This window comes from Gordonia sp. HS-NH1 (genome assembly GCF_001418765.1).
In the GTDB taxonomy this organism is placed as follows: Bacteria; Actinomycetota; Actinomycetes; order Mycobacteriales; family Mycobacteriaceae; genus Gordonia.
Genome location: NZ_LIYC01000021.1, coordinates 35,109 through 58,971 on the forward strand (window position 1 = coordinate 35,109; position 23,863 = coordinate 58,971).

21 protein-coding genes, 1 tRNA gene and 1 pseudogene are annotated in these 23,863 nt (G+C 67.5%); 17 read left to right on the forward strand and 6 right to left on the reverse strand.

Going from position 1 to position 23,863, the window contains the following annotated elements:
• Positions 1–51: 51 nt before the first annotated feature.
• Together AMD30_RS15085 and dcd are read right to left on the reverse strand one after the other, a co-directional pair.
• A complete protein-coding gene (locus AMD30_RS15085; protein WP_055476166.1) occupies positions 52–1,488 on the reverse strand; it encodes a UDP-glucose dehydrogenase family protein in 1,437 nt (478 codons plus the stop codon).
• A gap of 88 nt (positions 1,489–1,576) precedes the next feature.
• On the reverse strand, positions 1,577–2,146 hold the full coding sequence (gene dcd, locus AMD30_RS15090; protein ID WP_055476200.1) for a dCTP deaminase: 570 nt from the start codon (positions 2,144–2,146) through the stop codon (positions 1,577–1,579).
• A 186-nt stretch (positions 2,147–2,332) separates the two neighbouring features.
• Here dcd and AMD30_RS15095 point away from each other — a divergent pair.
• From AMD30_RS15095 to AMD30_RS15105, 3 genes are all read left to right on the forward strand, one after another.
• A tRNA-Gly gene (locus AMD30_RS15095) sits at positions 2,333–2,406 on the forward strand.
• 150 nt (positions 2,407–2,556) lie between these two features.
• The gene (locus AMD30_RS15100; RefSeq protein ID WP_156354267.1) at positions 2,557–3,624 is read left to right on the forward strand and encodes a beta-mannosidase; all 1,068 of its coding nucleotides are present in this window, start codon (positions 2,557–2,559) and stop codon (positions 3,622–3,624) included.
• Between the two features lie 65 nt (positions 3,625–3,689).
• Entirely contained in the window at positions 3,690–5,198 is a 1,509-nt protein-coding gene (locus tag AMD30_RS15105) for an amino acid permease (protein ID WP_055476168.1), read from the forward strand.
• A gap of 65 nt (positions 5,199–5,263) precedes the next feature.
• Here AMD30_RS15105 and AMD30_RS15110 read toward each other — a convergent pair whose 3' ends face one another.
• Positions 5,264–5,734 carry an SRPBCC domain-containing protein gene (locus AMD30_RS15110; protein ID WP_055476169.1) on the reverse strand — a complete coding sequence of 157 codons (471 nt, stop codon included), beginning with the start codon at positions 5,732–5,734 and terminating at the stop codon, positions 5,264–5,266.
• Positions 5,735–5,906: 172 nt separating this feature from the next.
• Between AMD30_RS15110 and AMD30_RS15115 the strand changes: the two genes are divergently transcribed.
• Positions 5,907–6,323 carry a TIGR03668 family PPOX class F420-dependent oxidoreductase gene (locus AMD30_RS15115; protein WP_055476170.1) on the forward strand — a complete coding sequence of 139 codons (417 nt, stop codon included), beginning with the start codon at positions 5,907–5,909 and terminating at the stop codon, positions 6,321–6,323.
• A gap of 127 nt (positions 6,324–6,450) precedes the next feature.
• Positions 6,451–7,152 (forward strand): NADPH-dependent F420 reductase, encoded by a 702-nt coding sequence (locus AMD30_RS15120; protein ID WP_084817277.1) that lies wholly within the window; start codon positions 6,451–6,453, stop codon positions 7,150–7,152.
• Positions 7,153–7,189: 37 nt separating this feature from the next.
• Here AMD30_RS15120 and AMD30_RS15125 read toward each other — a convergent pair whose 3' ends face one another.
• The gene (locus tag AMD30_RS15125; protein ID WP_442902712.1) at positions 7,190–7,957 is read right to left on the reverse strand and encodes a LysR family substrate-binding domain-containing protein; all 768 of its coding nucleotides are present in this window, start codon (positions 7,955–7,957) and stop codon (positions 7,190–7,192) included.
• A 41-nt stretch (positions 7,958–7,998) separates the two neighbouring features.
• Between AMD30_RS15125 and AMD30_RS15130 the strand changes: the two genes are divergently transcribed.
• A complete protein-coding gene (locus AMD30_RS15130) occupies positions 7,999–8,388 on the forward strand; it encodes a DUF5997 family protein (protein WP_055476201.1) in 390 nt (129 codons plus the stop codon).
• A 57-nt stretch (positions 8,389–8,445) separates the two neighbouring features.
• Here the strand turns inward: AMD30_RS15130 and AMD30_RS15135 are convergent, their stop codons facing one another.
• Positions 8,446–9,054, reverse strand: a complete 609-nt coding sequence (locus tag AMD30_RS15135) for a TetR/AcrR family transcriptional regulator (RefSeq protein WP_055476173.1) — start codon at positions 9,052–9,054, stop codon at positions 8,446–8,448.
• Between the two features lie 79 nt (positions 9,055–9,133).
• Here AMD30_RS15135 and AMD30_RS15140 point away from each other — a divergent pair, with 79 nt between their 5' ends.
• The 10 genes and pseudogenes from AMD30_RS15140 to AMD30_RS15190 all read left to right on the forward strand — a co-directional run bounded on the left by AMD30_RS15140 (position 9,134) and on the right by AMD30_RS15190 (position 21,546).
• Positions 9,134–10,309, forward strand: coding sequence for a DUF418 domain-containing protein (locus AMD30_RS15140; protein WP_055476174.1), 1,176 nt, complete (start codon positions 9,134–9,136; stop codon positions 10,307–10,309).
• 98 nt (positions 10,310–10,407) lie between these two features.
• Entirely contained in the window at positions 10,408–10,959 is a 552-nt protein-coding gene (locus AMD30_RS15145) for a hypothetical protein (RefSeq protein ID WP_055476175.1), read from the forward strand.
• A 208-nt stretch (positions 10,960–11,167) separates the two neighbouring features.
• Positions 11,168–13,384, forward strand: a complete 2,217-nt coding sequence (locus AMD30_RS15150; protein ID WP_055476176.1) for an MMPL family transporter — start codon at positions 11,168–11,170, stop codon at positions 13,382–13,384.
• Between the two features lie 37 nt (positions 13,385–13,421).
• Positions 13,422–14,066, forward strand: coding sequence for a TetR family transcriptional regulator (locus AMD30_RS15155; RefSeq protein ID WP_055476177.1), 645 nt, complete (start codon positions 13,422–13,424; stop codon positions 14,064–14,066).
• 235 nt (positions 14,067–14,301) lie between these two features.
• Positions 14,302–15,465 carry a phosphatase PAP2 family protein gene (locus AMD30_RS15160; RefSeq protein ID WP_055476178.1) on the forward strand — a complete coding sequence of 388 codons (1,164 nt, stop codon included), beginning with the start codon at positions 14,302–14,304 and terminating at the stop codon, positions 15,463–15,465.
• 341 nt (positions 15,466–15,806) lie between these two features.
• The gene (locus tag AMD30_RS15165) at positions 15,807–17,081 is read left to right on the forward strand and encodes an ABC transporter substrate-binding protein (protein ID WP_197282789.1); all 1,275 of its coding nucleotides are present in this window, start codon (positions 15,807–15,809) and stop codon (positions 17,079–17,081) included.
• Positions 17,082–17,208: 127 nt separating this feature from the next.
• Complete coding sequence (locus tag AMD30_RS15170; protein ID WP_055476180.1) at positions 17,209–19,212, forward strand: ABC transporter permease; 2,004 nt, start codon at positions 17,209–17,211, stop codon at positions 19,210–19,212.
• Positions 19,205–20,082, forward strand: a pseudogene (locus tag AMD30_RS24605) (ABC transporter ATP-binding protein). The gene AMD30_RS15170 and the pseudogene AMD30_RS24605 overlap by 8 nt, the downstream one beginning before the upstream one ends.
• Entirely contained in the window at positions 20,079–20,816 is a 738-nt protein-coding gene (locus AMD30_RS15185; RefSeq protein WP_055476183.1) for an ABC transporter ATP-binding protein, read from the forward strand. The pseudogene AMD30_RS24605 and the gene AMD30_RS15185 overlap by 4 nt, the downstream one beginning before the upstream one ends.
• 52 nt (positions 20,817–20,868) lie before the next feature.
• Positions 20,869–21,546, forward strand: a complete 678-nt coding sequence (locus AMD30_RS15190) for a TetR/AcrR family transcriptional regulator (RefSeq protein WP_010843744.1) — start codon at positions 20,869–20,871, stop codon at positions 21,544–21,546.
• 12 nt (positions 21,547–21,558) lie between these two features.
• On the opposite strand, the gene AMD30_RS15195 is transcribed toward AMD30_RS15190, so the two are convergent.
• The gene (locus tag AMD30_RS15195) at positions 21,559–23,046 is read right to left on the reverse strand and encodes a cryptochrome/photolyase family protein (RefSeq protein ID WP_055476184.1); all 1,488 of its coding nucleotides are present in this window, start codon (positions 23,044–23,046) and stop codon (positions 21,559–21,561) included.
• A gap of 177 nt (positions 23,047–23,223) precedes the next feature.
• Here AMD30_RS15195 and AMD30_RS15200 point away from each other — a divergent pair, with 177 nt between their 5' ends.
• The gene (locus AMD30_RS15200; RefSeq protein ID WP_055476185.1) at positions 23,224–23,859 is read left to right on the forward strand and encodes a hypothetical protein; all 636 of its coding nucleotides are present in this window, start codon (positions 23,224–23,226) and stop codon (positions 23,857–23,859) included.
• The last annotated feature ends 4 nt before the right edge of the window (positions 23,860–23,863 follow it).

The window sequence follows — 23,863 nt, forward strand, 5'->3', positions numbered from 1 at the left end:
CCCGGCGAGAACGTGCCCCTTGGACAGTCGCGAATCTCAACCTAGCACGACTCAGCGGACCGAGGCCCCCGGCGCGAGTCCGCTCACCTGCTCGGACGGGTTGTTTCGCGGTGCGGGGCGCGTGGGTGCCGGACCGCCCAGCGCACGGTAATCCCACCCTGCGTCGCGCCACATCTGCGGGTCGAGGCAGCGACGGCCGTCGACGATGCGTCTGGCGCGGACGACGCCCTCGAGCTCCTCGGGCGTGATGTGGACGAACTCCGCCCATTCCGTGGCGATGACGACGACGTCGGCACGGTCGCATGCATCGTGCGCCGAGGTGGCGTAGTCGAGGCTCGGGTGGACGCGTCGCGAGTTGTCCATGGCCTTCGGGTCGAAGACGGTGACCGACGCCCCTTCGAGTGCCAGCCTGCTGGCCACCGTCAATGCGGGCGAGTCGCGGACGTCGTCGCTCTCCGGCTTGAACGCGGCCCCCAGCACGGCGATGTTGCGCCCGAGGACCTCACCACCGAGGGCCTCGAAGACGAGTTCCACTGCCGCACCGCGGCGACGCATGTTGATGGCGTCGACCTCTCGCAGGAATCCGACGGCCCGCGGTGCGCCCATGTCCTCGGCGCGGGCGGTCAGCGCGCGGATGTCCTTGGGCAGGCAGCCCCCACCGAAACCTAGCCCGGCGTTGAGGAACTTGCGTCCGATGCGCGGGTCGTGCCCGATGGCGTCGGCGAGGGTGTTGATGTCCGCCCCGGCGATCTCGCACAGTTCGCTGATCGCGTTGATGAACGAGATCTTGGTGGCGAGAAAGGCGTTCGCCGAGACCTTGACGAGTTCGGCGGTGGCCCAATCGGTCTCGATGAGCGGGACGCCCGTCTCGAGGATCTCGCGGTAGATCTCGCGGACGACCTCACCCGCCGACGACCCGGCGCCGGGGTCGTGGACTGCGGTGTTCACGCCGTCGGGGTCGAGCGAGCCCGTGCCGAGGACGAGGCGATCCGGTTCGAGGGTGTCCTCGACGGCGAACCCCTCGCGCAGGAATTCCGGACTCCACGACAGTTCGACGTCGGCTCCGGAGTGCGACAGCACGGAGATCCGCTGCGCGAGTTCGGCGCAGGTGCCGACCGGGACGGTCGATTTGCCGATGATCAAGTGTGCGCCCCGCAGTGTCGGGACGAGCGCGTCGATCGCGGCGTACACGTGCGAGAGGTCGGCTCGGTGTCCACGGGGTTCCTGCGGTGTCCCGACGCCGAGGAAATGGACGGAGGCGTGGTCGGCGGCCGCGAGGTGGTCGGTCGTGAACCGGAGTCGTCCGGCGTCGATGTTACGGCGCAGGATGTCGGACAGACCGGGTTCGAAGAACGGGACCTCCCCGGCCTGGAGCCGTTCGATCTTGGACGCGTCGACGTCGATACCGACGACGTCGTGCCCGAGTTCGGCCATACAGGCCGCGTGGGTGGCACCGAGGTAGCCGCATCCGATCACCGTGAGCTTCATGACCGCAACGCTTACCCAGCCGGGACTGCCGGTAACCATCGACGCCGTGGCGGGTGGTGATCGGCAGGGTGAACTTCCGGCGGCGGGGTCAGTCCTTCTGGAAGTTCAGGTACGCCTTCGACGGGGTCGGTCCGCGTTGTCCCTGATACTTCGACCCGACCGACGCGCTGCCGTACGGTTCCGCCGCCGGACTGCTGAGGCGGATGAGGCAGAGCTGGCCGATCTTCATGCCGGGCCAGAGTGTGATCGGCAGGTTGGCCACGTTGGAGAGTTCGAGGGTGATGTGGCCGGAGAAGCCCGGGTCGATGAAGCCCGCCGTCGAATGGGTGAGGAGGCCGAGGCGGCCGAGTGAGGACTTTCCTTCGAGGCGGCCGGCGAGGTCGTCGGGCAGTGAACACACCTCGAGGGTGGAACCCAGCACGAATTCCCCCGGGTGCAGCACGAAGGGCTCACCGGCGGCCGGTTCGACCAGCGAGGTGAGTTCGTCTTGGCGCTGTGCGGGGTCGATGTGCGTGTAGCGGGTGTTGTTGAACACCCGGAACAGGCGGTCGAGCCGGACGTCGACGCTGGAGGGCTGGACGAGGGCAGGATCGAACGGATCGATGGCGAGGCGCCCGTCGGCGATCTCGGCGCGGATGTCGCGGTCGGAGAGCAGCACGGTGTCGAGGCTATCGAATGGTCGGGGAGGATCTGCGCCGGTGTCGGTTGGCGCCGCTTCTCCGGCGCACCAACCCATCGCCGGCCAGATGTAGCACTTCGTAGCGCCCAGCGCCACGATCCGCGACATCTGCGCGTCCCGGCGGCCTGTTTGCTAGGCTGTCGGTCGCGAGTCCAGCACTCGCTCGCCGATGTAGTTCAATGGCAGAACATCAGCTTCCCAAGCTGAATACGCGGGTTCGATTCCCGTCATCGGCTCCACCATTTGCCGGATTTGTCCACGCATTCTCCGCAGTCGAGACCTCAAGCCACGAGTACGGTACGGTCACGCGGTTCAGAAGACCGCGCCGGCGATCGAGATCCATACGGGACGCACATATGTACCTACACGTGGTGAGAAGACCGATCCTGGTGCTTGGCATCGTATTCCTCATGTGCTGGCTGCTTCCTCCGCCCGCACATGCGGCGCCCGATCGGGTGGATGCCACGCCGGCTGGACTGACGCTCGATGGACGCCAGTGGTGGCCATCCGGGTTCGACGCCTACCAGCTCGCCACCGACTGGTCGGTGAACGCCGGGTGCGGGGCGATGGTGGATCTGGACGACTATTTCTCTGTCCTACCCCCGCATTCGCTCACCCGCTTCAATCTGTTCGCTCGACTGGCGGTGAACAAGTACACACAGCAGTTGGATTTCAGGCCGATGGACGCCGTCTTCGACGCTGCGGCACGGCACGGTCAGATGGTCCTGCCGGTACTGGCCGCCGCCGATGGTGCCTGCGAGAGCGGAGATTTCAAGGAACGAGACTGGTACCGATCGGGCTGGCGAACAGCCGCCGGAGCGGGCGGACTCACGTTCGAGGAATGGGTGCAGACGGCAGTGGGACGCTGGAAGGGCAGCCCGGCACTGGCGGGATGGGAATTGGTGGGTGAACCCGAGCCGTCCGTCTGTGGCGATCAGACGTGTGCCTGGCAGCAGCGGTCGTGCCCGGCCGACGCCGAGCTGGTATTGCGGTCGTTCTTCGACACCGCCGGTGCTGTGCTCACCCGGCTGCACGGCGGTGCGGTGATCTGGTCCGGCTTCACCGGCGGTGGTCAGTGCGGCACCGCCGGGCCCGACTACCAATACGTCGCCGGCTCCCCGTACGTGGATGTCCTGGACTATCACGACTACGGTGCGGATGGTGTCGCGCTCCCCGGGGATCAGTGGAACGGACTGGCCGAACGTCTTCGGCAGGCGCGCGCAGTCGGAAAACCCCTCGCGGTGAACGAGATCGGCCAGTTTGCCGGCTCGTGCGGTTCGCGGTCCGGGCGCGTCGACGACTTCCGGACCAAGGTGGCCGGTCAGCGGGCGGCCGGGACGGCAACCGCACTGTTCTGGGCGTTCGTCCCGGACCCGCGGCACAGCATGTGCACCTACGACATCGGCCCCGACGACCCGGTGTATGACCTGGTCGCCGAACTGACCAGCCTCGACTGAGGCTCGGTACTCGGGCCGCGCTGCAACACTCGGCCGACGCGCCGACCGGCCGTTAGACTCTGCCGATGTCCAGTCCTCTGGGAATCACCCCCGACGAAACTCTGCGCAAGGGACTGCAGAGTCGTCACATCAGCATGCTCGCGCTCGGCGGCGCCATAGGCACCGGCTTGTTCGTCGCCTCCGGCGCCACCATCTCCGACGCGGGCCCGGGTGGCGCCATCGTGGCGTATCTGCTGATGGGCTGCATGGTCTTCTTCCTCATGCAGAGCCTCGGCGAGATGTCGGCATACATCCCGTGCAGCAACCCGTTCGAGGAATACGGCAAACGCTTCGTGAGCAAGTCCTTCGGTTTCGCGGCGGGGTGGAACTACTGGCTCAACTGGTCGGTCACCCTGGCCGCCGAGTTGGTGGCCGCCGGGCTGATCATGAAGTACTGGGCACCCGACGTGCCGTCGTGGATCTGGTCGGTCGTGTTCCTGGCGGGTCTGCTCGCGCTGAACCTGTTCGCGGTCAAGGCGTTCGGCGAGGCCGAGTTCTGGTTCGCGACGATCAAGGTGATCGCGGTGGTCGTCTTTCTCATCGTCGGCGTTCTGTTGATTCTCGGTGTCGTCGGCGACGGCCCGTCGCCGGGATTCAGCAACTGGACGATCGACGACGCTCCGTTCGTGGACTTCCCGCTCGGCATGCTGTCGGTCTTCCTCATCGCCGGCTTCGCATTCCAGGGCACCGAGATGATTGCGGTCGCCGCCGGCGAGGCAGTCGAACCGAAGACCGCGATTCCGCGCGCCGTGCGCACCGTTTTCGTGCGCATCCTGTTGTTCTACATCGGCACCCTGACCATCATCGCGTTCCTGATCCCGTACACCGATCCCAATCTGCTGAATGCGTCCGAGGAGAACATCGCCATCGCCCCGTTCACCCTCGTGTTCTCCGAGGCGGGGATCGCGATGGCGGCATCGATCATGAACGCCGTGATCCTGATCGCGATTCTGTCGGCGGGCAACGCAAGCCTGTTCGCGGCAACCCGCGCGTTGTACGGCCTGTCGGTTCAGGGCAACGCGCCACGTGTGTTCGCCTGGGTCACGCGATCAGGTGTGCCACTCCTCGCCGTGGCCGCGACGACGGCCATCGGTGCCCTCTGCTTCCTGGCGAGCCGGGTGGGCGACGGTCGCGCTTACGTCTGGCTTGTCACCGCCTCATCGGTGGCCGGCTTCATCACCTGGATGGGTATCGCCTGGGCTCACTATCGGTTCCGACGCGCGTGGCAGGCGCAAGGTCTGGACCTCGGCATACTCCCGTACAAGGCGTGGCTCTATCCGGCCGGCCCGATCATCGCGTTGCTCATGTGTGTTGCAGTGATCGCCGGGCAGAATCTCCCGGCGATCCGCGACGGATCCGCAGGGAATCTCGAACTGTGGCTCACCGCCTACGGCGCGCTGTTCGTGTTCCTCGCTCTGTGGTGGGGCCACAAGGTGATCACGCGCAGTCCGACCGTGGACCTGCTCACCGCCGATCTGTCACCCGCATCGGCCGCGTCGGCGCATCGCGACCCGGATCCGGACCTCGTCGGCTGACCGGCTCGTCGGGCGATCGCGGGGTGGGGCACCGGGTCTCGAACTCTGTGTGCTGACGTCGCCGATCAGCCGACGAGCTCGGCGATGTGGTTCAACGAGTTACGCAGATGGTCGTCGGCAAACGGCGGGAACTGGATGTACTTGCGGATGTGGGTGGGTACGGCCGACCAGTCGTAGGTCAAGGTGAGCTCGGTGGACGACTCCCCCACGGGCACCAGATCGTACCGCCATGTCCAGCCGCCGAACTCGAGCTCCCCCGAATCGTTGCGCTGCCCTGGTTGCCACGCTATCGCCGACAGCGGTTCGATCACCTCGACCCGGTTCTCCATCAGGTAGTCACCGTCCGGATGGTTCGGGTGGTACATGTTCATCCGGAAGACCTGACCCACCTCCCGCAGCGGTGTCGTGTCGACTGCGTCCCGAACCCAGCCGGTGCCGTCGATCGCCTGGTGGGTGCGGGGGTCAGCGAGCGTCGCGAACACCTCGTCGGGCGTGGCGGAGATCGTGAGGCTGACGGCAACGTTGTCGTGAGTCATGCTGCAGACCCTTTCTGGTCGGGTTCCCCGGAACGGGGGTGGACACAGAGGTGGACCCGAACCGGTGCCCGTGCTCATCGGTCACCACGTCGAGCCTCATCTCCTGGCAGGCGCGGCGTTCCGACCCTTCCGGCGCCCAGTTCGGCACGTGGGCGCATGTCATCCTCGTGAGATGGACCCGCGCCTGACTCGCGAACGTTTCGCCGCCGCCCGGTCGGTCAAGCTCGCCACCGTGTCACCCGGCAACAAACCGCACCTGGTCCCAGTCGTATTCGCAATCGATGACGACGTCATCTACACGTGCGTGGATCACAAGCCCAAACGAACCACCGCACTACGTCGTCTCGCCAACATCGCGGACAATCCCGCGGTGTCGCTCTTGGCTGATCTGTACTCCGACAGCTGGGATGAACTCTGGTGGGTGCGGGTCGACGGCCGGGCACACGTCGTCGACGCCGGTGAACCCGTCGGCAGTCACGGCATCGACGTGCTGGCCGCGAAGTACCCGCAGTATCGCCTCCGACGGCCCGACGGACCGGTGATCGTCGTGGAGTCTCTGACGTGGCACGGTTGGTCGGCCACCCCATAGGCACGCACATCGATGTCTGGGTCCAGCAGCAGCCGAGCACGGCGCGCCGGTCCCACGCACCCGACCGAGTCGCTCGTCACCCTTCGTCTCGCCCGGGAATGACGCGGCACACGCCCTCGTTGCGCGAATGGTCATCGACATCGTCCAACAAGAGGCAAGAGGTGCGGTTGTGAAGATCGGAATCATCGGTGCGGGATTCATCGGCGGGACGCTCACGCGTCGTCTGACGTCGCTCGGGCATGAGGTGCAGGTGGCGAACTCGCGCGACCCGGAGACGCTGGCCGAGCTGGCCTCCGAGACCGGGGCCACGGCGGTGTGGGCGGCCGACGCCGCTGCGGACGCGGACCTGGTGATCGTCAGCATCCCGCAGAAGAACACCCCCGATCTCGCGCCGGGCATCCTCGACTCCCGCAAGGCCGGCGCGCCGGTCATCGAGACGAACAACTACTACCCGCAGCAGCGCGACGGGAAGATCGAGCCGATCGAGAACGGCACACCCGAGAGCGTCTGGGTGTCGGAGCTGCTCGGCGTACCGGTGTACAAGGTGTTCAACGGCATCTTCTGGAAGCACCTGCTGAACAAGGGCGTACCCGCGGGCACCGAGGGACGCATCGCGCTGCCGATCGCCGGCGACGACGCGGCCGGCAAGGAGATCGTGTTCCGGGTCGTCGACGAACTCGGATTCGACCCGGTCGACGCCGGCCCGCTCGCCGAATCGTGGCGTCAGCAGCCGGGTACCCCGGTGTACGGCAAGGACTTCGGCGTCGAGGACACCCTCAAGGCACTCGCCGAGGCATCACCGGAACGCACCGCGGAATGGCGCGCCTGACAGAGGCTCTCAGGGGGCGGCACGCCACTGCGTGAGGTCACCGACGCTTCGGACGTCCGGGCCCTCGACGCGCACTCTTGCCGGGGATCTTCCCGGCAGCCTCGCGTGCCGCCCTCTTCGCCGCCGCCTTCTCCCGGGCCGACCGCTTGGGCACCTCGTCGGTGCGTCCACGTGACGACGTCGCCTTGCGGCCGCGCACGATCCCGACGAACTCGTCCGCCGATTCCGTTGTCGGAGCGGGCCACAGGAGTCCGACGGCCGAAGTCGGGGCATCGGTCACCGGGCGGTAGACGAGATCCTTGCGATGGTGCAGACGCGCCAGCGACTGCGGCACGAGCAACACGCCGACGCCGGCTGCGACGAGTTCGATTGCGTCACCGGTGGTCTCGGGCCGGTGCCCCACCGCCGCGCCAGGGGGTTCCGGCACCGTCAACGGCTCGTCCAGCGGCCACAGGAACTGTTCGTCGGCGAGATCGGTCAGCGTCATCTCCTCGCCCGCGGTCAGGACGTGGTCCTTCGGCACGACGACGACGGTGCTCTCCTCGTACAGTTCGATGGTGTGATGCTGCCGCGCATCGCCGTGCCGGAGCGCCTCGGGCAGCCGCGTGATCGCCATGTGCACGCGCCCCTCCCCGACCGCGTCGGCACAGTCCGCGACGTCGAGTGCGATGAGTTCCAGCGGCACATCGGGCCGTCGTTCCGCCCAGATCCGGACCCACTTGCTCGGCGTGACCCCCGGGACGTACGCCAGCCGGAAGACGGGGGCCTCGCCGGCTGTGTGAACGTCGGGTGTGGTCACGCACAAAGGCTACCGCCCGATACCCTCGACGAATGAGCTCGCAGTCGATGAAGCCGGCCACCGCCGCCAAGAAGCTGGACGTGTACCTGCCGGCCACTCCTGCGGAGTTCCAGCAGGGCCCGATCACCAGGGCCGAACTCGCCGCCCTCCAGGCCGACCCGCCGGAGTGGCTTCGCACGCTGCGTGCCGAGGGCCCCCATCCGAAGAACCTGGTCGCCGCCAGACTCGGGATCTCCAACTCGGGCCTGGTCCGTGGCGGTATCACCGAGGCACTCACGACGGCCCAGATCGACGAGCTCCTCAGCGAGATGCCGGACTGGCTTGCCGCCGAACGCGCCACCCAGATCGAGGTCCGTCGCGAGGAACGGCGCGTCAAGTCCCTCCACGCCGACAAGCGACGCGACCGCGACGAGGGCGACACGGACCCGGAGGCCTAGCTCGACGCGGGCAGATGCGCAGCAGCGCAAACATTCCCGCCGACAACCGACCACGCGTCACTGCGACATCTCTCCCGACTCGACCGCCAACCCCGTCAGGTAGTCGCCGAGTACGCGCCTGACCCGAGCCGGCGAATCGGTGTCGGCGAGGAGCAGGTGCATCGCCAGGCCGTCGACGAGGGCATGCAACGCGATCGCCTGAGAGTCGAGATCGCGGCCCGAGCCGATCAGCCCGTGCTCGTCGAGGACACTCAGCACCGTCCGGCACAGCGAGCGCAGGCCGTCGTGGGCTTCGCGCGCAGCCGTCGCGAGTCCGGGATGCGCCACCGACTCGGAGATCATGGCCATGTTGACGTGCATCTCGACGCGTCGCTCGTCGTCGAGCGGTAGGGCCTCCGACAAGACGGCCTCGGCCCAACGCAGCGGATTGCGAATCCGCTCGTGCCGGCGCAGACGAAGCTCGACCCGCTCGTAGATCAGTCGCATCGAGAATTCGAGCAGCTCTTCCTTGTCTGCGAAGACGTGGCGTAGCGAACCCACCGAGATGTCGGCCTCCGCCGCCACCTCGCGGACCGAGATCCCAGACGCCCCTTCGCGCAACACGATCCGCCACAGGGCCTCGGCTATCTCAGCGCGTCGCTCGTCTCGGTCGATCAACTTGGGCATTGACTCATGGTAGTACACCCGTGCTACGTTGATCTCGTGTTTTGATAGCACGACTGTGCCACCAAAGGACGGAGACACGATGGCGACCCGACACGCGGCACTCGACGTCCTGCGCGGTATCGCGATCTTGGGCACCCTCGCCACCAACATCTGGATCTTCACCAACCCGGAAGGGCTCATCGGCTACATCCAGGGCACACACCACGCCACCGGCTCCTGGGCGGTGGCCGAAGACCTTCTGCAGCAGCTCGCCCAGGGCAAGTTCCTGGGGCTGCTCACGATCATGTTCGGAATCGGACTCGCCATCCAGCAGCGATCGGCCGTTCGACGAGGCCGCCGCTGGCCCGGTCGGTACTTCTGGCGCGCCGCGTTGCTGTTGGTCGACGGCGTGATCAACTACTTCCTCTTCACCGAGTTCGACGTCCTCATGGGTTACGCGGTCACCGGGCTCGTCGTCGCCTACCTCCTGTCGATGCGACTTCGACGCCAGTACGTCGCCATCGCAGTCGCGGCGTCGACGCACGTGATGTTGCTGGGCCTGGTGACCTGGGCTCTCCTCGCCGCCCCGGCACCGGCCGGCTCCGGTGGCGAACTGTCCCCCAATCCCTACGCGGACGGCAGTTTCATCGATCTCGTCGCGTTCCGCGCCGAGAACCTGCTGATGTTCCGCGCCGAGGTCATCTTCATCCTGCCGATGTCGATCGCGCTGTTCCTCGTCGGCGCCGCGCTTCTGCGTGCCGGAGTTCTCGAAGCGCGCGGAGCCAGGTTGCGCCGCCGCCTGATGGTCGCCGGACTGGCAGTGGCACTTCCCCTCGATCTCGCCATCGGGCTGGCCGGCGGGGACGCCGGACTCGTCGTGGGGCGATACGGCCTGGCGCCAGTGGTCGCACTCGGTCTGCTCGCCTGGGTCGCCGGCTACTATGCCGACGGCCACACCCCCGGGCGATGCGGTCGCGCCCTGACGCCGATCGGACGAATGGCGTTGTCCTGCTACGTGCTTCAGAACGCCATCGCCGGCGCGGTCTGCTACGGCTGGGGCGCTGGACTCGCTCGGCATCTAGACGGCACGACGCTGGTGCCCGCCATGGTGACACTCTATTTAGCCATCACCGCAGTGCTCATCCTGTTCTCCCGCGTCTGGCTCAGCCGCTTCGAACGCGGCCCCCTCGAGTGGTTGTGGCACCGGAGTCACGACCGCATCACCGCCTCCGCCGATCGGCGGAGGCCGCCGGAACGCGTGGGCGCACCGCGGTGACGGCCACGCGGCCGCAGCTCAGAGCGATGTCCGGCGTGGGTTAGGCATCCCCGGTGCGGGGTACCCGACACCACCATCATCGAGGAAAAGAGTGAGCCGTGGACACCGCCATCTGGATCATCATCGCCGTAGTCGTCGTGATCGTCGTCCTTGCGCTCGTGCTGTTGCTGCTGCGCCAGCGAAAGGCGCGCCGACGGGTGCAAGCCGAGGAGATCCGGCAGAACGCCGCCCAGCAGGTCTCGTCGGTCCGCCATCGTGAGGCCGTCGCCGAGGAGGCGGACGCCCGTGCACGCCAGGCCAAGGCCGAGGCGGATGCGAAGGCGGCGGAGGCCAAGCGCCTCCAGGAGCAGGCACGACACCACCAGGGACATGCCGCGGAGTCACGGCAAGAGGTCGAGAGTGAGTTCGCTCGCGCGGATCGGCTGGACCCCGACGTGCGACGGAACGCAGAGGGACGAAACATAGACGGACGGAACGCAGACGGACGTAATGCAGACGGGCGGAGTACGGACGGACAGGACTCCGACGGATGGGGCATCGCGGCCGGTGCCGGCCAGCAGTCCGGTCGGCATTCGAACAATCCGATCGATCCGCGTCACCGTCCCGACGTCGATCCCCGTGGAGACCAGGCGCCGCCGAACGCGCGCTGACGAGACCCTTCGAGACGGCCCTCCGGCGGCGCGTCGCGACCCCAAACCACCGCGAGTGGCGATCTGCCCCACATCGACGCGCGCAGTGTGACAGAGCACATCGACAAAAGTGGTACTCAGTGCCGAGTGTGAGTGGCTATCATTTTGTCGATCACCTGCCGCGCCCGTCGGGGGCCGGTCCCGCGAAGCACCGGAGGGTTTCCACGTCATGGCGTCGTACTTGTTCGCACTCGGGAGGTTCTCCTTCCGGCACAAATGGGTGGTGATCGCGGCCTGGCTGGTCGCGCTGATCGCGGTCGCCGGCCTCGTCGGCACTCTGCAACCGAAGTTCGCGAAGGACTTCAGCCTCCCCGGCACCGACTCCGGCATCGCCACCGAACAGGTCCAGGACTACTTCCCGCAGGTGATGCAGCAGCAGGAGCGGGCTTCCACCAGCATCCTGGTCGCCGCCGAGGGTGGCCTGCAGAATCACACCGCGCAACTGGAGGCGCTGGCCGAAGATCTCCGGACCCTGCCGGATGTCATCGATCCCCAGACCGTCGCGAACCCGCTCGCCGTCGCGGCGGCCCAGCCGGCGCTCGCCCCGACGGTCGTCGGTGACAACGGCCGGGTCGGGCTGATCCAGGTCCGCCAGAACATCGAAATGCTCGACCTCACCGTCGAGAACAAGGACGAGCTGGTCAAGATCCTCGAGGAGAACAGCCGAGACGGCCTGCAGGTGGAGGCCACCGGGTCCCTCATGCAGGTGATGGAACCGGGTGGAGCCGCCGAATTGATCGGCTTCGCAGTCGCTTTCGTCGTCATGATCGTGGCGTTCGGTGCGTTGATCGCGGCGTTCATCCCACTCGTGACCGCCATCGTCGGCGTCTCGATCACGATCATGCTGCTCAACCTGTCGGCCGAGGTCCTGTCGATCAACGAGTCGGCGACGGCCATCGTCACGATGCTCGGCATCGCGGTGTCCATCGACTACGCCCTGTTCATCGTGTCGCGCTATCGAGCCGAACTCCGGCGAGGTGGTGCGCCCGAAGACGCGGCGGGCCGGGCCGTCGGCACCGCCGGGTCCGCGGTGGTGTTCGCCGGCCTGACGGTCATCATCGCTGTGGTCGCGCTCGTGGTGATCGGCATCCCGATCATCACCCAGATGGGCGCCGGTGCCGGCGTCGCGGTCCTGATCGCCGTTCTCGCCGCCCTGACGCTGATCCCCGCCCTCCTCGGCGCCTTCGGACGGTTCGCCTTCGTGCCCAAGATCCCGTGGATCAAGCATGCCGAGGAGTCCGAATCGGACGACACCGTCGGGATCCGAGTCGGCCGCACAGTGGTGAAGTGGCCGATCCCGTTCATCGTCCTGGGCCTTCTGGCGCTGACGGTGGCGGCGATCCCGGCCACCAAGATGGAGTTGGGCCTGTCGCTGACGAGCGAGGCGGAGGCGCCCGCGCAAGAACTGCTCAGCCGCGGATTCGGCGAGGGCATCAACGGCCCGCTGCTCGTCGTCGTGCATGACGACGACGGTCAGATCAAGGCCGCCGCCGACGAAACCGTCCGCCACATCGCCGGGCTCGGCGACGTCGCCAATGCCGCGGCGCTCACCTGGACGGGCAACGAGGGCGGGCAGAACGGCAACACCGCGCTCATCATCGTGACGCCGGAGAGTTCACCGTCGTCGCAGGCGACCCACGAACTGATGGAGCAGATCCGCGCATTCGCGCCGACCGTCGAAGAGCGGGGCGCCGAACTGCACGTCGGCGGCCAGACCGCGATCATGTCGGACCTGTCGCAGAAGCTCGACGACGCGCTCATCCCCTACCTGATCGTGGTCGTCGGTCTGGCGTTCCTGATCATGATCGGCGTGTTCCGCTCGCTGTGGGTTCCGCTCGTCGGCACCGTCGGCTTCATCTTCTCCGTGCTCGCGACCTTCGGCATCACCGTCGCGATCTTCCAGGAGGGCTGGCTCGGACTGATCACCCAGACCCAGCCGATCATCTCGTTCCTGCCGATCTTCCTGATCGGCGTGGTGTTCGGGCTCGCGATGGACTATCAGGTGTTCCTCGTGACGCGAATGCGCGAGGAGTACATCCACGGCATGTCGGCCAAGGAGGCGATCGTGGCCGGCTACCGGCACGGCGCGCGGGTCGTGACCTCGGCGGCGATCATCATGATCAGCGTCTTCGCCGCGTTCATGCTCTCCCCGGAGACGACCGCCAAGATGATGGGCTTCGCCCTGGCCGCGGCAGTCTTCTTCGACGCCTTCGTGATCCGCATGCTGGTGGTTCCCGCAGTGATCGCGCTGCTCGGCGACCGCGCCTGGGGGCTGCCGCGCTGGCTGGACCGCTTCGTGATCAACTTCGACATCGAGGGCGAAGCAGTCCGCCATCGCGGGCTCGAGGAACCGGACGACACCAGGACTCCGGTCCCGGCGAACTGACCAGCTGGACATGCCTTTCGACAATGAGTGAGCACGCATGGGCGATTGCCTGACGGTGCACGACACCTCCGACGCCCCGGGATCGACCCCGGGGCGTCGGATGGGCCTGCGCGAACAGAACAAACTACGCACCCGCAACGCGATCCGGCAGGCCGCGATCACGTTGATCGCCGAACAGGGGTACGCGAAGACCACCGTCGAGCAGATCGCCGAAGCCGCGGGCGTCTCGCACACGACCTTCTTCCGCTACTTCCCGTCGAAGGAACGGGTGGTCATCGGTGACGAGCACCTGCACGCCGAGGCGCGGGCGATCGTCGAGTCGATGCCGCCCGGGCTCAACCACTTCGACCTCATCCGACGCCTGATGACCGAGCTGCACCGCCTGACGGTCGACGACCCGTGGGTGGGCAATCCGCTACGCATGCAGCTCATCCGCAACGAACCGTTGCTGCAGAAGACTTTTCAGGTCGAGTCCGAGCGCATGATCTCGGACATGACCCAGCTCATCGCCGACTATCTGCGGATCGCGCCCGACGACTTCCGGCTCAAGGTCTTCCTCGACGCGGTCGCCGGGGTCACCTTCCACCTGGCCACCGAGATCGACGAGAACCGGGAGATGCCGCAGCTCGAGACAACCCTGCGCGCCATCGACCTGCTCGAGCAGGGATTGCCGCTCGGGTGAGTCGGCCGGCTGGGCACGATGCACGCGCCCGTTCGCCCCGCGAACATTCCCCTCTAGGATCGAGGGCGTGATCTCGGACAGCGCCGCCCGACCGCGAACGACGACCGGCCTTCGACTCGGCTCCTCGCTGCGCTCGTCGCCGGCTCAGGCAGCAGGGGGTCCAGTCTCCTCGCTGCGCTCGTCGCCGGCTCAGGCAGCAGGGGGTTCGGCCCGCTGGTCACGGTTTGCCGCATCCTTGGTCGGTACCGCGGCAGCCATCGCCGCGACCCTCTCGCTCGCGGCACCGGCCCAGGCCGCGCCGGCCAAGCCCGCGCCGTCGCCGTTCCCCGTCACCGACCTGGCGCGGCTCTACGCCTCGGATGTCTCGTCCTACCCCGGCGGCGTCTACCTGCCGCCCGTCGAGACCTTCACCGCGCTGCGCCGGGATCACCCGGAGGTCATGGCCCGCAACCTCGAGACCGCGGTCGCGATCAACCAGTCCGCGGCCGACGACCCGGCGTTGCAGCGTCGAGCGCTCGCCGACGCACACGACGATCCGCTGCAGACGATGTCCGACGCTTTCGGCGCACGACTCGGACGCCACTTCTCCGATGCCCTCGCCGCCGGCCGGCTGCCGAAGACGACCGCCCTCTTCAGTGACTACCTCGCCCGCGCGGGCGGGTTGGCGAACGCGACGCTGGTCGAGAAGTACGCCTTCGGCTACGAGCGACCGTTCATCGTGGCACCCCAGCGGATCCGCAAGTACATGCGCCCCGGCGCCAGCGAGTACGACGCCCTGGGCAGCAACCCGTCGTTCCCGTCCGGTCACAGCAGCCTGTTCTTCTGGCGGGGCACGCTGTTCGCGTCGATGCTGCCCGAGCTCGCGCCGCAGTTCCTCGCCCGCGCCTCCGAGGGCGGGTATCACCGCATCGTGCTGGGCGTGCACTACCCGCTCGACGTGATCGGCGGGGCGATGGTCGGGCAGGCCGCCGCCGCCGATCGCTGGAACGACCCCGAATTCCGCCGACTCCTCACCGCCTCCGCCACCGAGATCCGCAAGGAACTCGAATGGCGTTGCGGTGCAGCCCTGTCGGTGTGCATCGCGCGCGACACGCCCTATGTCACCGACGCCGAGGCCCGCACGATCTACGCGCAGCGGATGACCTACGGCTTCGGTCGCGTCGCGTCGTCGACGCATCCGATGGCGGTACCGCCCCAGGCCGTCGACCTGATCGCCTCGGCGTACCCGCGACTCACCGACGAGCAGCGACGCCAGGTCCTGGCACAGACGGCGGCACCCGCCGGGTACCCGCTCGACGACCAGCGCCCCGGCCGCACCTCCTGGCAGCGCCTCGACCTCGTGCGGGCTTACACCGCCGATGTCGCCGTCGGCCCCGACGGCCGGGTGACCGTTCGCTGACGACCGCCCCGACCTCGCGATGACTTAATCGTTTGTCCCACTGCCGGTTGCGAACTCGTTCGCAACCGGCAGTTCCGTATCGGTCTGGTGCAGTGTGTGTCCAGTTTGTCGCAACAGCTTGACACCAACGTAAGGATGTGGCTACTTTTCGAGTGGCCCACATCACATCCGACGTGGACTCACCGCCGTGACCTGGGCGGACGGTGCCGGAATCACAGACCCAGACACAGCGCTGGGTCGATGAACTCATTCCTTCTCAGCCCCGCCGGGGCGATGTCGCCATGCCCTCTCGCAGGGCGATGTCGTCGTGCCCGGAGTTCATCGGGAAAGGCAGTCGAAACATGCGTTGGTCGAATTCACGCAGGAGAGCCGGACGGTTGGCGGCGGTCGCCGTCGCCGCGGCCTGCATCTTCTCGGTCGTGTCGTGTAGCAGCGAAGACGGCGGATCGTCGGACGGCTCAGCCGCGGATGCCAGTGGCACCAAGGCCTCGGGCGAGGCGATCAAGGTGGGGTTGTTCAACCCCACCAAGGGTCCCGCGACCCAAGGCGGCGTCACCACCGGCAAGGACGCCGCCCTGGACTACATCAACAACCAGATCGGCGGCATCGGTGGCCGTCCCGTCGAGATCGTGGATTGCGGAATCGACCAGACCGCACCCGAATCGACGGTGTCCTGCGCGAATCAGTTCGTCGAGGCCGGCGTCGTCGCCGCGATCGACGGTTACAACGCCGAATCCGCCTCCGCCGTACCCATTCTCACCTCGGCGGGCATCCCGCTGGTCGGTCAGATCCCGTTCAACACCTCCACCGGCGCCTCGGCCGAGAACCGTGTCTACTTCGGCCCGCCGCCCGCCGCGTTCCTCGTCGGCTTCATGCAGCAGCTCAAGGCGGCGAACAAGACGTCGCTGACCCTGGCGAATGCCGATCTGCCGCAGGCACATCAGGTGTTCGACGGGCTGATGAAGCCGCTCGGTGCGCAGCTCGGCATCGACGTCAAGTCGGTCTACTACCCGCCGACCGGCCCGAACTTCACCTCGCTCGCCACGACGCTGGCCGAGGGCAACCCCGCTGCCGCCGGACTGATGACCTCACAGAACGACAACGTGTGCACCAAGCTCGCCCAGTCGCTGCGGTCGGTGAAGTACGAGGGCACCATGTTCATGGCGGCCTGCACCGACTTCATCGACACCCTGGGACCGCAAGCAGTTGGCGCACAAACGTACTCGCCGATCTGGCAACCCCCGGCCAAGGACTCCGCTCCGGAACCGGCCAAGGCGAACCTCGAGATCGCGCAGACGTTCATCGACGAGCAGGGCGGCACCGGGGGCTTCTACGCCTACGGCACGTTCGCGACCCTCGCGGACTTCGCGATCACGCTCAACAACGCCAAGGTGACCGACTACACCGGACCCAACGTGCTCGGTGCGCTGAAGGCCGTCACGGACTACCAGTCCTTCATCGGCCCGAAGCTCAACTGCGGTAAGCCGACCACGCCGAACTGCACCACCGAGATGCTGCTCTTCGACGTCGTCGCCGACAAAAAGACCGAACCCGCCACCGGCGGCTTCATCACCCCGCTCCCGGCTGCGCTGCAGCGCATCCCGGGCGCCTACTGAGACAGGTCTTGATGTGGCGGGGTGGACACCCACCCCGCCACATCCGACTCTGCGTCGCGACCCCGACCCTTCTTTTCTACCCCCACGCGCGTGAGATCCCTACGCGCCGAACGAATGAGTACACCACATGGGCCAGTTCCTCCAGTTCGTCTTCCTCGGACTATCCGCCGGTGCCATCTACTCGGTGCTCGCGTCGTCGCTCGTGGGCATCTACGCCGCCACCGGGATCATCAACTTCGCGCAGGGCGCCATCGGCCTGTACTCGGTCTATCTGGTTGCCGCACTACGCACCGACGGCAGTCTCGTCCTGCCGATCGGCACCCTGAGTCTCGGCAGTGAATCCGATCCCACGTCGATGGAACTGGCGGTCGTCCTGGGTGTGCTCAGCGCGGTGGTCTGGGCCCTGCTCGCGCATGTGCTCGTCTTCCGTCCGCTGCGCTCGGCCCCGGTGCTCGCGCAGGTGGTCGCCTCGGTGGGTCTCATGCTGTTCATCCAGGCACTGGTGCACTTGCGCTTCGAGACCGAGAACCTGTTCGCCGAGGCGATCCTGCCGGAGAGCACGGTCGACGTCGCCGGTGCGATCGTCAACGTCTCGGACCTGATCCTGGCCGGTGTCGCCATCGCCGTCTCGCTGGTGCTCTGGGCCTACTTCCGCCTCACCACCCTGGGTGTCGCGACCCGCGCCGGCTCCGAAGACGAACTGGCCGCGCGACTGTCCGGCTACTCCCCCGACCGCCTCGCCGGGATCGTCTGGGCGCTGACCGGAGCGGCAACCGGACTCATCGTCGTGCTCGCGTCGTACACCATCGGACTCACCGAGACCAGTTACACCTTCTTCGTCATCCCGGCGCTGGCCGTCGCGCTCGTCGGCCGGCTCACCTCCTTCGGGATAGCCTGCGCCGCAGGGCTTGTCCTCGGCGCATTCCAGTCGGTCATCACGTGGCTCACGACCAAGGACTGGTGGCCCGAATGGGCGCAGGCCGGCCTCGGCGACGCCGTCCCGTTCATCATCGTCGTCATCGCCCTCTTCCTGCTGGGCGGTCGCATCCCGTCCCGCGGTTCGCTCGGCGAGGTGCGGATGCCCGCGGTCCGGATCCCGCGCATCCGGGTGATCCCGGCGACCGTCTGCATCGCCGTCGTCGTCGCGGCCATCCTGCTCACCTCGGGCAGCTGGCGATTCGGCGTCGTGACCTCGGTGATCCTCAGCCTCATCGCCCTGTCCCTCGTGCTCCTCACCGGTTACCTCGGCCAGATCTCACTGGCCAGCATGGCCTTTGCCGGTGCGGCCGGCTTCGCTCTGTCGAAGCTGACGACCAACTGGGACGTACCCTTCCCGTTCAGCATGATCTTCGCGGCCCTGATCGCGACCGGTCTCGGTGTCCTGGTCGGCGTACCCGCACTCCGGATCCGGGGTGCACAGCTCGCCGTCGTGACGCTGGCCGCGGCGCTGGCGATCCAGAGCTTCATCTTCAACAATCCGGCGATCACGTCCTTCGAGGGCAACCTCATCGAGGACCCGACGATCTTCGGCCTCGACCTCGGCGTGCGTGACGGCACCAACCTGGTCACGATCCGCTTCTCGCTGATGGTCCTGATCGTCGTCGCCATCGCGACCCTGGTGGTGCTGCGCTTCATGGGCGGCTCGACCGGCCGGGCCTTCCTGGCCGTGCGGTCCAACGAGCGCGCGGCGTCGTCGGTCGGGATCAACGTGGCCGCAACGAAATTGCTCGGTTTCGCGCTGTCGGCCTTCCTCGCCGGCATCGGCGGCTGCCTCATCGGGTACAGCCGCGGTCAGCTGTCCGCCGGCTCGTTCACGGTCATGATCGGGCTGACGCTGCTCGCGATGACCTACGTCGGCGGTATCACGTCGTTCGCCGGCGCGGTCCTCGCCGGCATCATCGGACCGCTGGGCGTGGGTTATGTGTTCCTCAATCAAACCCTCGATCTCGGTGAGTACTACGAACTCTTCGCCGCCGGCAGCCTGCTGCTGATGGCGGTGCTGAACCCGGTCGGGGTCGCGGGCGCGGTGTCGGAGTTCGGCGACCGGATACGCGCCCAGAGGCACCGGCCATTACCCCATCCGGAAGCACCGGGCGCGGCCCAGAACGAACAGGAGGGTGCACATGTCTGAGTCGACAGCCGAACCGCACACCGCGCCGACGACGCTCCTCGAGACCGGCGGACTGTCGGTCCGGTACGGCGGCGTCAGCGCCAACACCGACATCGACATCACGGTCTCGGCAGGCGAGATCGTCGGGCTGATCGGCCCCAACGGTGCAGGCAAGACCACGTTCGTCGACGCCGTCACCGGGTTCACGAAAGCCACCGGCACGGTGTCGCTGCGCGGGGAGCGACTCGACAAGGCGAGCTCACATCGCCGCCGCCGGGCGGGCATGGCCCGTACGTGGCAGGCAGGCGAACTGTTCACCGACCTGACCGTCGCCCAGAACCTCGCGGTGGCAGTGCAACCCGTCGGTCTGCGGGCCATGTTCGCCGACGTCGTCAACGGTTCCCGGCCGCCCGCCGACGTCATCTCGTCGGCGCTCGAACTCGTCGGCCTCGCCGGTGCCGCCGATCAGCTCCCCGGCGAGTTGGCCCTCGGACAGCAGAAGCTCGTGGGTGTGGCCCGCGCGCTGGTCGGTGGGACGCAACTCGTCCTGCTCGACGAGCCGGCCGCTGGACTCGACACCCATGAGAGCCGTGAGTTCGGTACCGAACTACGCCGGATCGCGGCGACCGGCATCGGCATCCTGCTGATCGACCACGACATGTCCCTGGTGCTCGACGTGTGCGACCGCCTGTACGTGCTCGACTTCGGTCGCGTGATCGCCAGCGGACCACCCGCCGCCATCCAGGACGACCCCGCGGTGATCTCGGCCTACCTCGGCAGTCCCGAGGTGGATCCGGACGCCGTCGTCGAGGCACCTGTTCCGGCGGCCGGCCCGTCCGACGGCGGCATCGACACCGAACGACCGGGCACGCCCCGAAGGAGACGAGATGAGCACGACGGACCCGACGGCACCGGTGCTGGAGATCGACCAGATCACCGTCGGTTACGGCGGGGTGCCGGCGGTGCGTGGCCTCAGCGCGTCCGTACGCCCCGGCGAGATCCTGGCCCTGCTCGGCCCGAACGGGGCGGGAAAGACGACGAGCCTGCTCGCCGCGGTCGGCGCCCTCGGCGTGATGTCGGGCACGGTGACCGCCCTGGGGGTCCCGATCGACCGCCGGGTCGAACGAAACGCGCGTCGGGGTGTCACCCTGGTGCCCGACACGCGAGGCGTGTTCCACCGCCTGTCGGTGTCGGACAACCTCCGCCTCGCGAAGCGTCGCAACGGACCCGACCTCGACACCGTCTATCAGTACTTCCCCAAGCTCAAGACGATGCGGGGGCGGCGCTGCGGCAACCTGTCCGGCGGCGAACAGCAGATGCTGGCGCTCGCGAAGGCGCTGCTCGCGAACCCGAAGGTCCTGCTCATCGACGAGCTGAGCCTCGGCCTCTCCCCGGTCGCGGTGCAGGACCTGCTGCCCCGCTTGCGGTCGATCGCCGACGAACACCAGATGGCGGTCGTCCTCGTCGAACAGCACATCGATCTGGCCCTCGGCATCGCCGACGCCGCGATCGTGCTCCATCATGGTCGTGTCGCACTCTCGGCACCCGCGAGCGAACTCCGCAGTCGCCGAGACATGGTCGAGGCGGCCTACTTCGGCCGCACCGTCGGGGATCTCGCCTCGTAGGCCGCGACGGTCAGCAGGCGCACGGACGAGACGAACGGGGACCGGGAGCGACGTGGCCACCGGAGCAGAGAACCATCCGGTACCAACCGACGCCGGTACCGCACGACCGACACGCAACACGCGCAACCGGCCCACCGACGACGAGTTGCTCGACGCCGCGTGCGCGGTCATCGCCGAGGTCGGTGCCGAGCGCACCACGATGACCGCCATCGCCGAACGCGGCGGCACCACCCGGGTGACGCTGTACGCGCACTTCGGGTCCCGGGACGAGCTGGTCAATCGCGTGATGACACGCGAGCTGGACACGTTCACCTCGTTCATGTTCGAGGTGTACGACGCGAGTGAGGACATGCCCTACGGTGCCCGCGCCCGCTACTCGGTGCAGGCGCTGTTCGACTACGCCCGACGCCACCCGGCCGGTTTGCGCGTCCTCATCGGCCATCGTGAGGGCGGTGGCGACCGTCGGCTCTACGCCGCGCTCGAACCGCGGATCGCCGCACGCCTGCGGGACAACTACGCCGAACGCGGCGCGGGCATCGCCGCCAGCGCGGACACCCTCGCCTCACTCCTGCTCGGCATGAGCCTGGACGTCGCGCACCGCGCCCTCATCGTCGACGGCGCGGGCGTCGACGAGGCCTGCGACCTCGCGATCACCGCGACCCTCGCCGTGCTCCGCGACGTGCGGCCCGAACAACTCGAGGCACTCGACGCCTCGCTCGAACAGCGCTGAGCCGCGCGGTCGTCAACCCAGCCAGCGGCCGGCCCGTCGGCTGTGCGCCGCCTTCGTACCCGCCGGCAGCCGGTCGTAGGCCCGCGCGAGGAAGTTCGAGCGGGCGTTGGCCTCGAAGACGTCCCGGTGGTCGCGGACGAACGTCCAGTAGAGACCGTCCCACTCCTCGGCCCACTCCCCGGGCGGGATGTCGGACATCTTTCGCAGATAGTTGCTACCCGAGACGTAGGGCTTGGTGGTGATCGCCTCTCCCGCCGCGAACTGACTCATGGCGTACACGTTCGGGACCATCACCCAGTCGTAGGCATCGACGAACATCTCCATGAACCACTCGTAGATCTCCTCGGGGTCGATGCGGAGCAGACACATCGCGTTGCCCAGGACCATCAATCTCTCGATATGATGGGCATACCCGTGTGCGAGGACCCGCCGGATGACGAGATCGACCGGTTCGAGGCCGGTCTCCGCGGTCCACCATCCGTCCGCCAGCTTCCGGTCGTGGCCCAGGTGGTTCCGGCTCCGGAGACCACGGCCGCGGATCTCATAGGACGCCCGCATGTACTCCCGCCACCCGATCAGCTGCCGCACGAAGCCCTCGACACCGGCCAGCGGAACGCGGTTGCGATCCCCGACCTCCAGGGCCCTGGTCAACACCGTCCGCGGACTCACCAGCCCGATGTTCAGGCCGGGCGTCAGCAGCGAATGGAAGACGAACGGGTGCTCGGTGCTGATCGCATCCTCGTACGGCCCGAACTCCGCGAACCGGTCGGCGAGGAACTGCTCGAGCATCGCGCGCGCCTCGTCGTGAGACGTCGCCCAGCCGAAGCCGTCGGCGTCACCCGGGTTGTCGGGAAACTCGTCCGACACCCAGGCGATCGCGGCGTCGACCTCGGGATGGCGCTCCGGCGGTGTCGGTTGCGGAACCTCGCGGCCCTTCGGCAGCTTCTTCCGGTTCTCGGTGTCGAAGCTCCACCGGCCGCCCTCCGGCTTGCCGTCGGCGTCGACGAGGACACCGAGTCGCCGGAGCTGCCAGGTGTAGAACTGTTGCATCCGCGGCCGCTTCCCGGTGAAGAACTCGCGGATCTGGCGTCGGGTGGTGAGGAAGTTCGGGCTCTCGGCGATGTCGTCGACCGCGAGTGGGCACCCGGCGTGCTCGAAGGCCGCCAGCAGGTCCCCGATCAGCCAGTCGTCGACGACGTCGTACAGGTGGACGGACGCCGGCTTCCGACGGGAGAGGTATCCGACGAGTTGGTCGTGACTGGACTCGTCCGCGTCGGTCTCCAGGACGTCGACCTCGAAGTCCCGGGCGCGCAATCGCTCCGCGAACCTGCGGATACTCGCCCGGTGCAGGATGAGTTTTTGCACGTGGAACCGGTACTGCCGGAACATCAGATCGTGCTCGACGAGGACGAAGCGGGTGCCGGGCTCGGCGTCGAGGTGCGATTCGAACAACTGATGTGGCAACACCACGCGGACAACACCGCCGGACGCGACGGACATCGGCTCTCCTCTCGCAGGCGCGACTTCTGGGGGCGACTTGGACAGGTCCCTCAAGGGCCGGACAAGTCGACCCCAAGTTCGCGCCAAGCGCGCGCAGACATCCTGTTGTTCATCACCTGATCACCACGATGAACGCCGAGACGGGGCATCCGCCCACTCCAGACGATAGGAACCACGATGTCGCGCAGCACCCACAGCCATTCGCAGGCCACCGACGATCGGATTGCCGGGCCCGGCATCGGCGTTCCGTCCGTGGACAAGCCCTTCTGGCAGCTCGGCCGGCGGGCCGCCGTGATCGCGGCCTGTGTGGGCTTCTCGGCGCTGGCGGCCTGCAGTGTCAGCGTCGGCACGCAATCCGTCGAAGAGGCCTCCGACATCGACGTGGGCGAGTGCCTGCAGATCGGTGCCGAGGCCGGCGAGGGCAAGGTCGAGGCGACCAAGGCCGACTGCGAAGGGACCGAGGGCCTCACCTTCTACGCCGCCGACAAGGTCGGCACCTCGGCGGAGTGCGGAACACCCAACACCTCGGCGCTCACGTTCGGCGAAGGCGACCAGAAGCTCTGCCTCACACCCAACTTCGCCGTCGACACGTGCTACCAGATCCCGGTCGGCGGCGGCAAGCTCGCCGACTACCGTGAGGTCGAATGCGACGCCTCCCCGGCAGAGAGCACCATCCTCGCCAAGACCGTCAGCCGGGGCGGCGACTCCCTCACCTGTACCGAGGACGAGACGAAATGGTCCTTCACACAGCCTCTCTCGGTCGGTTACTGCCTGACCGAGGACGTCACCGCCGCCAGCCGCTTCGAGGGCTGAGCGT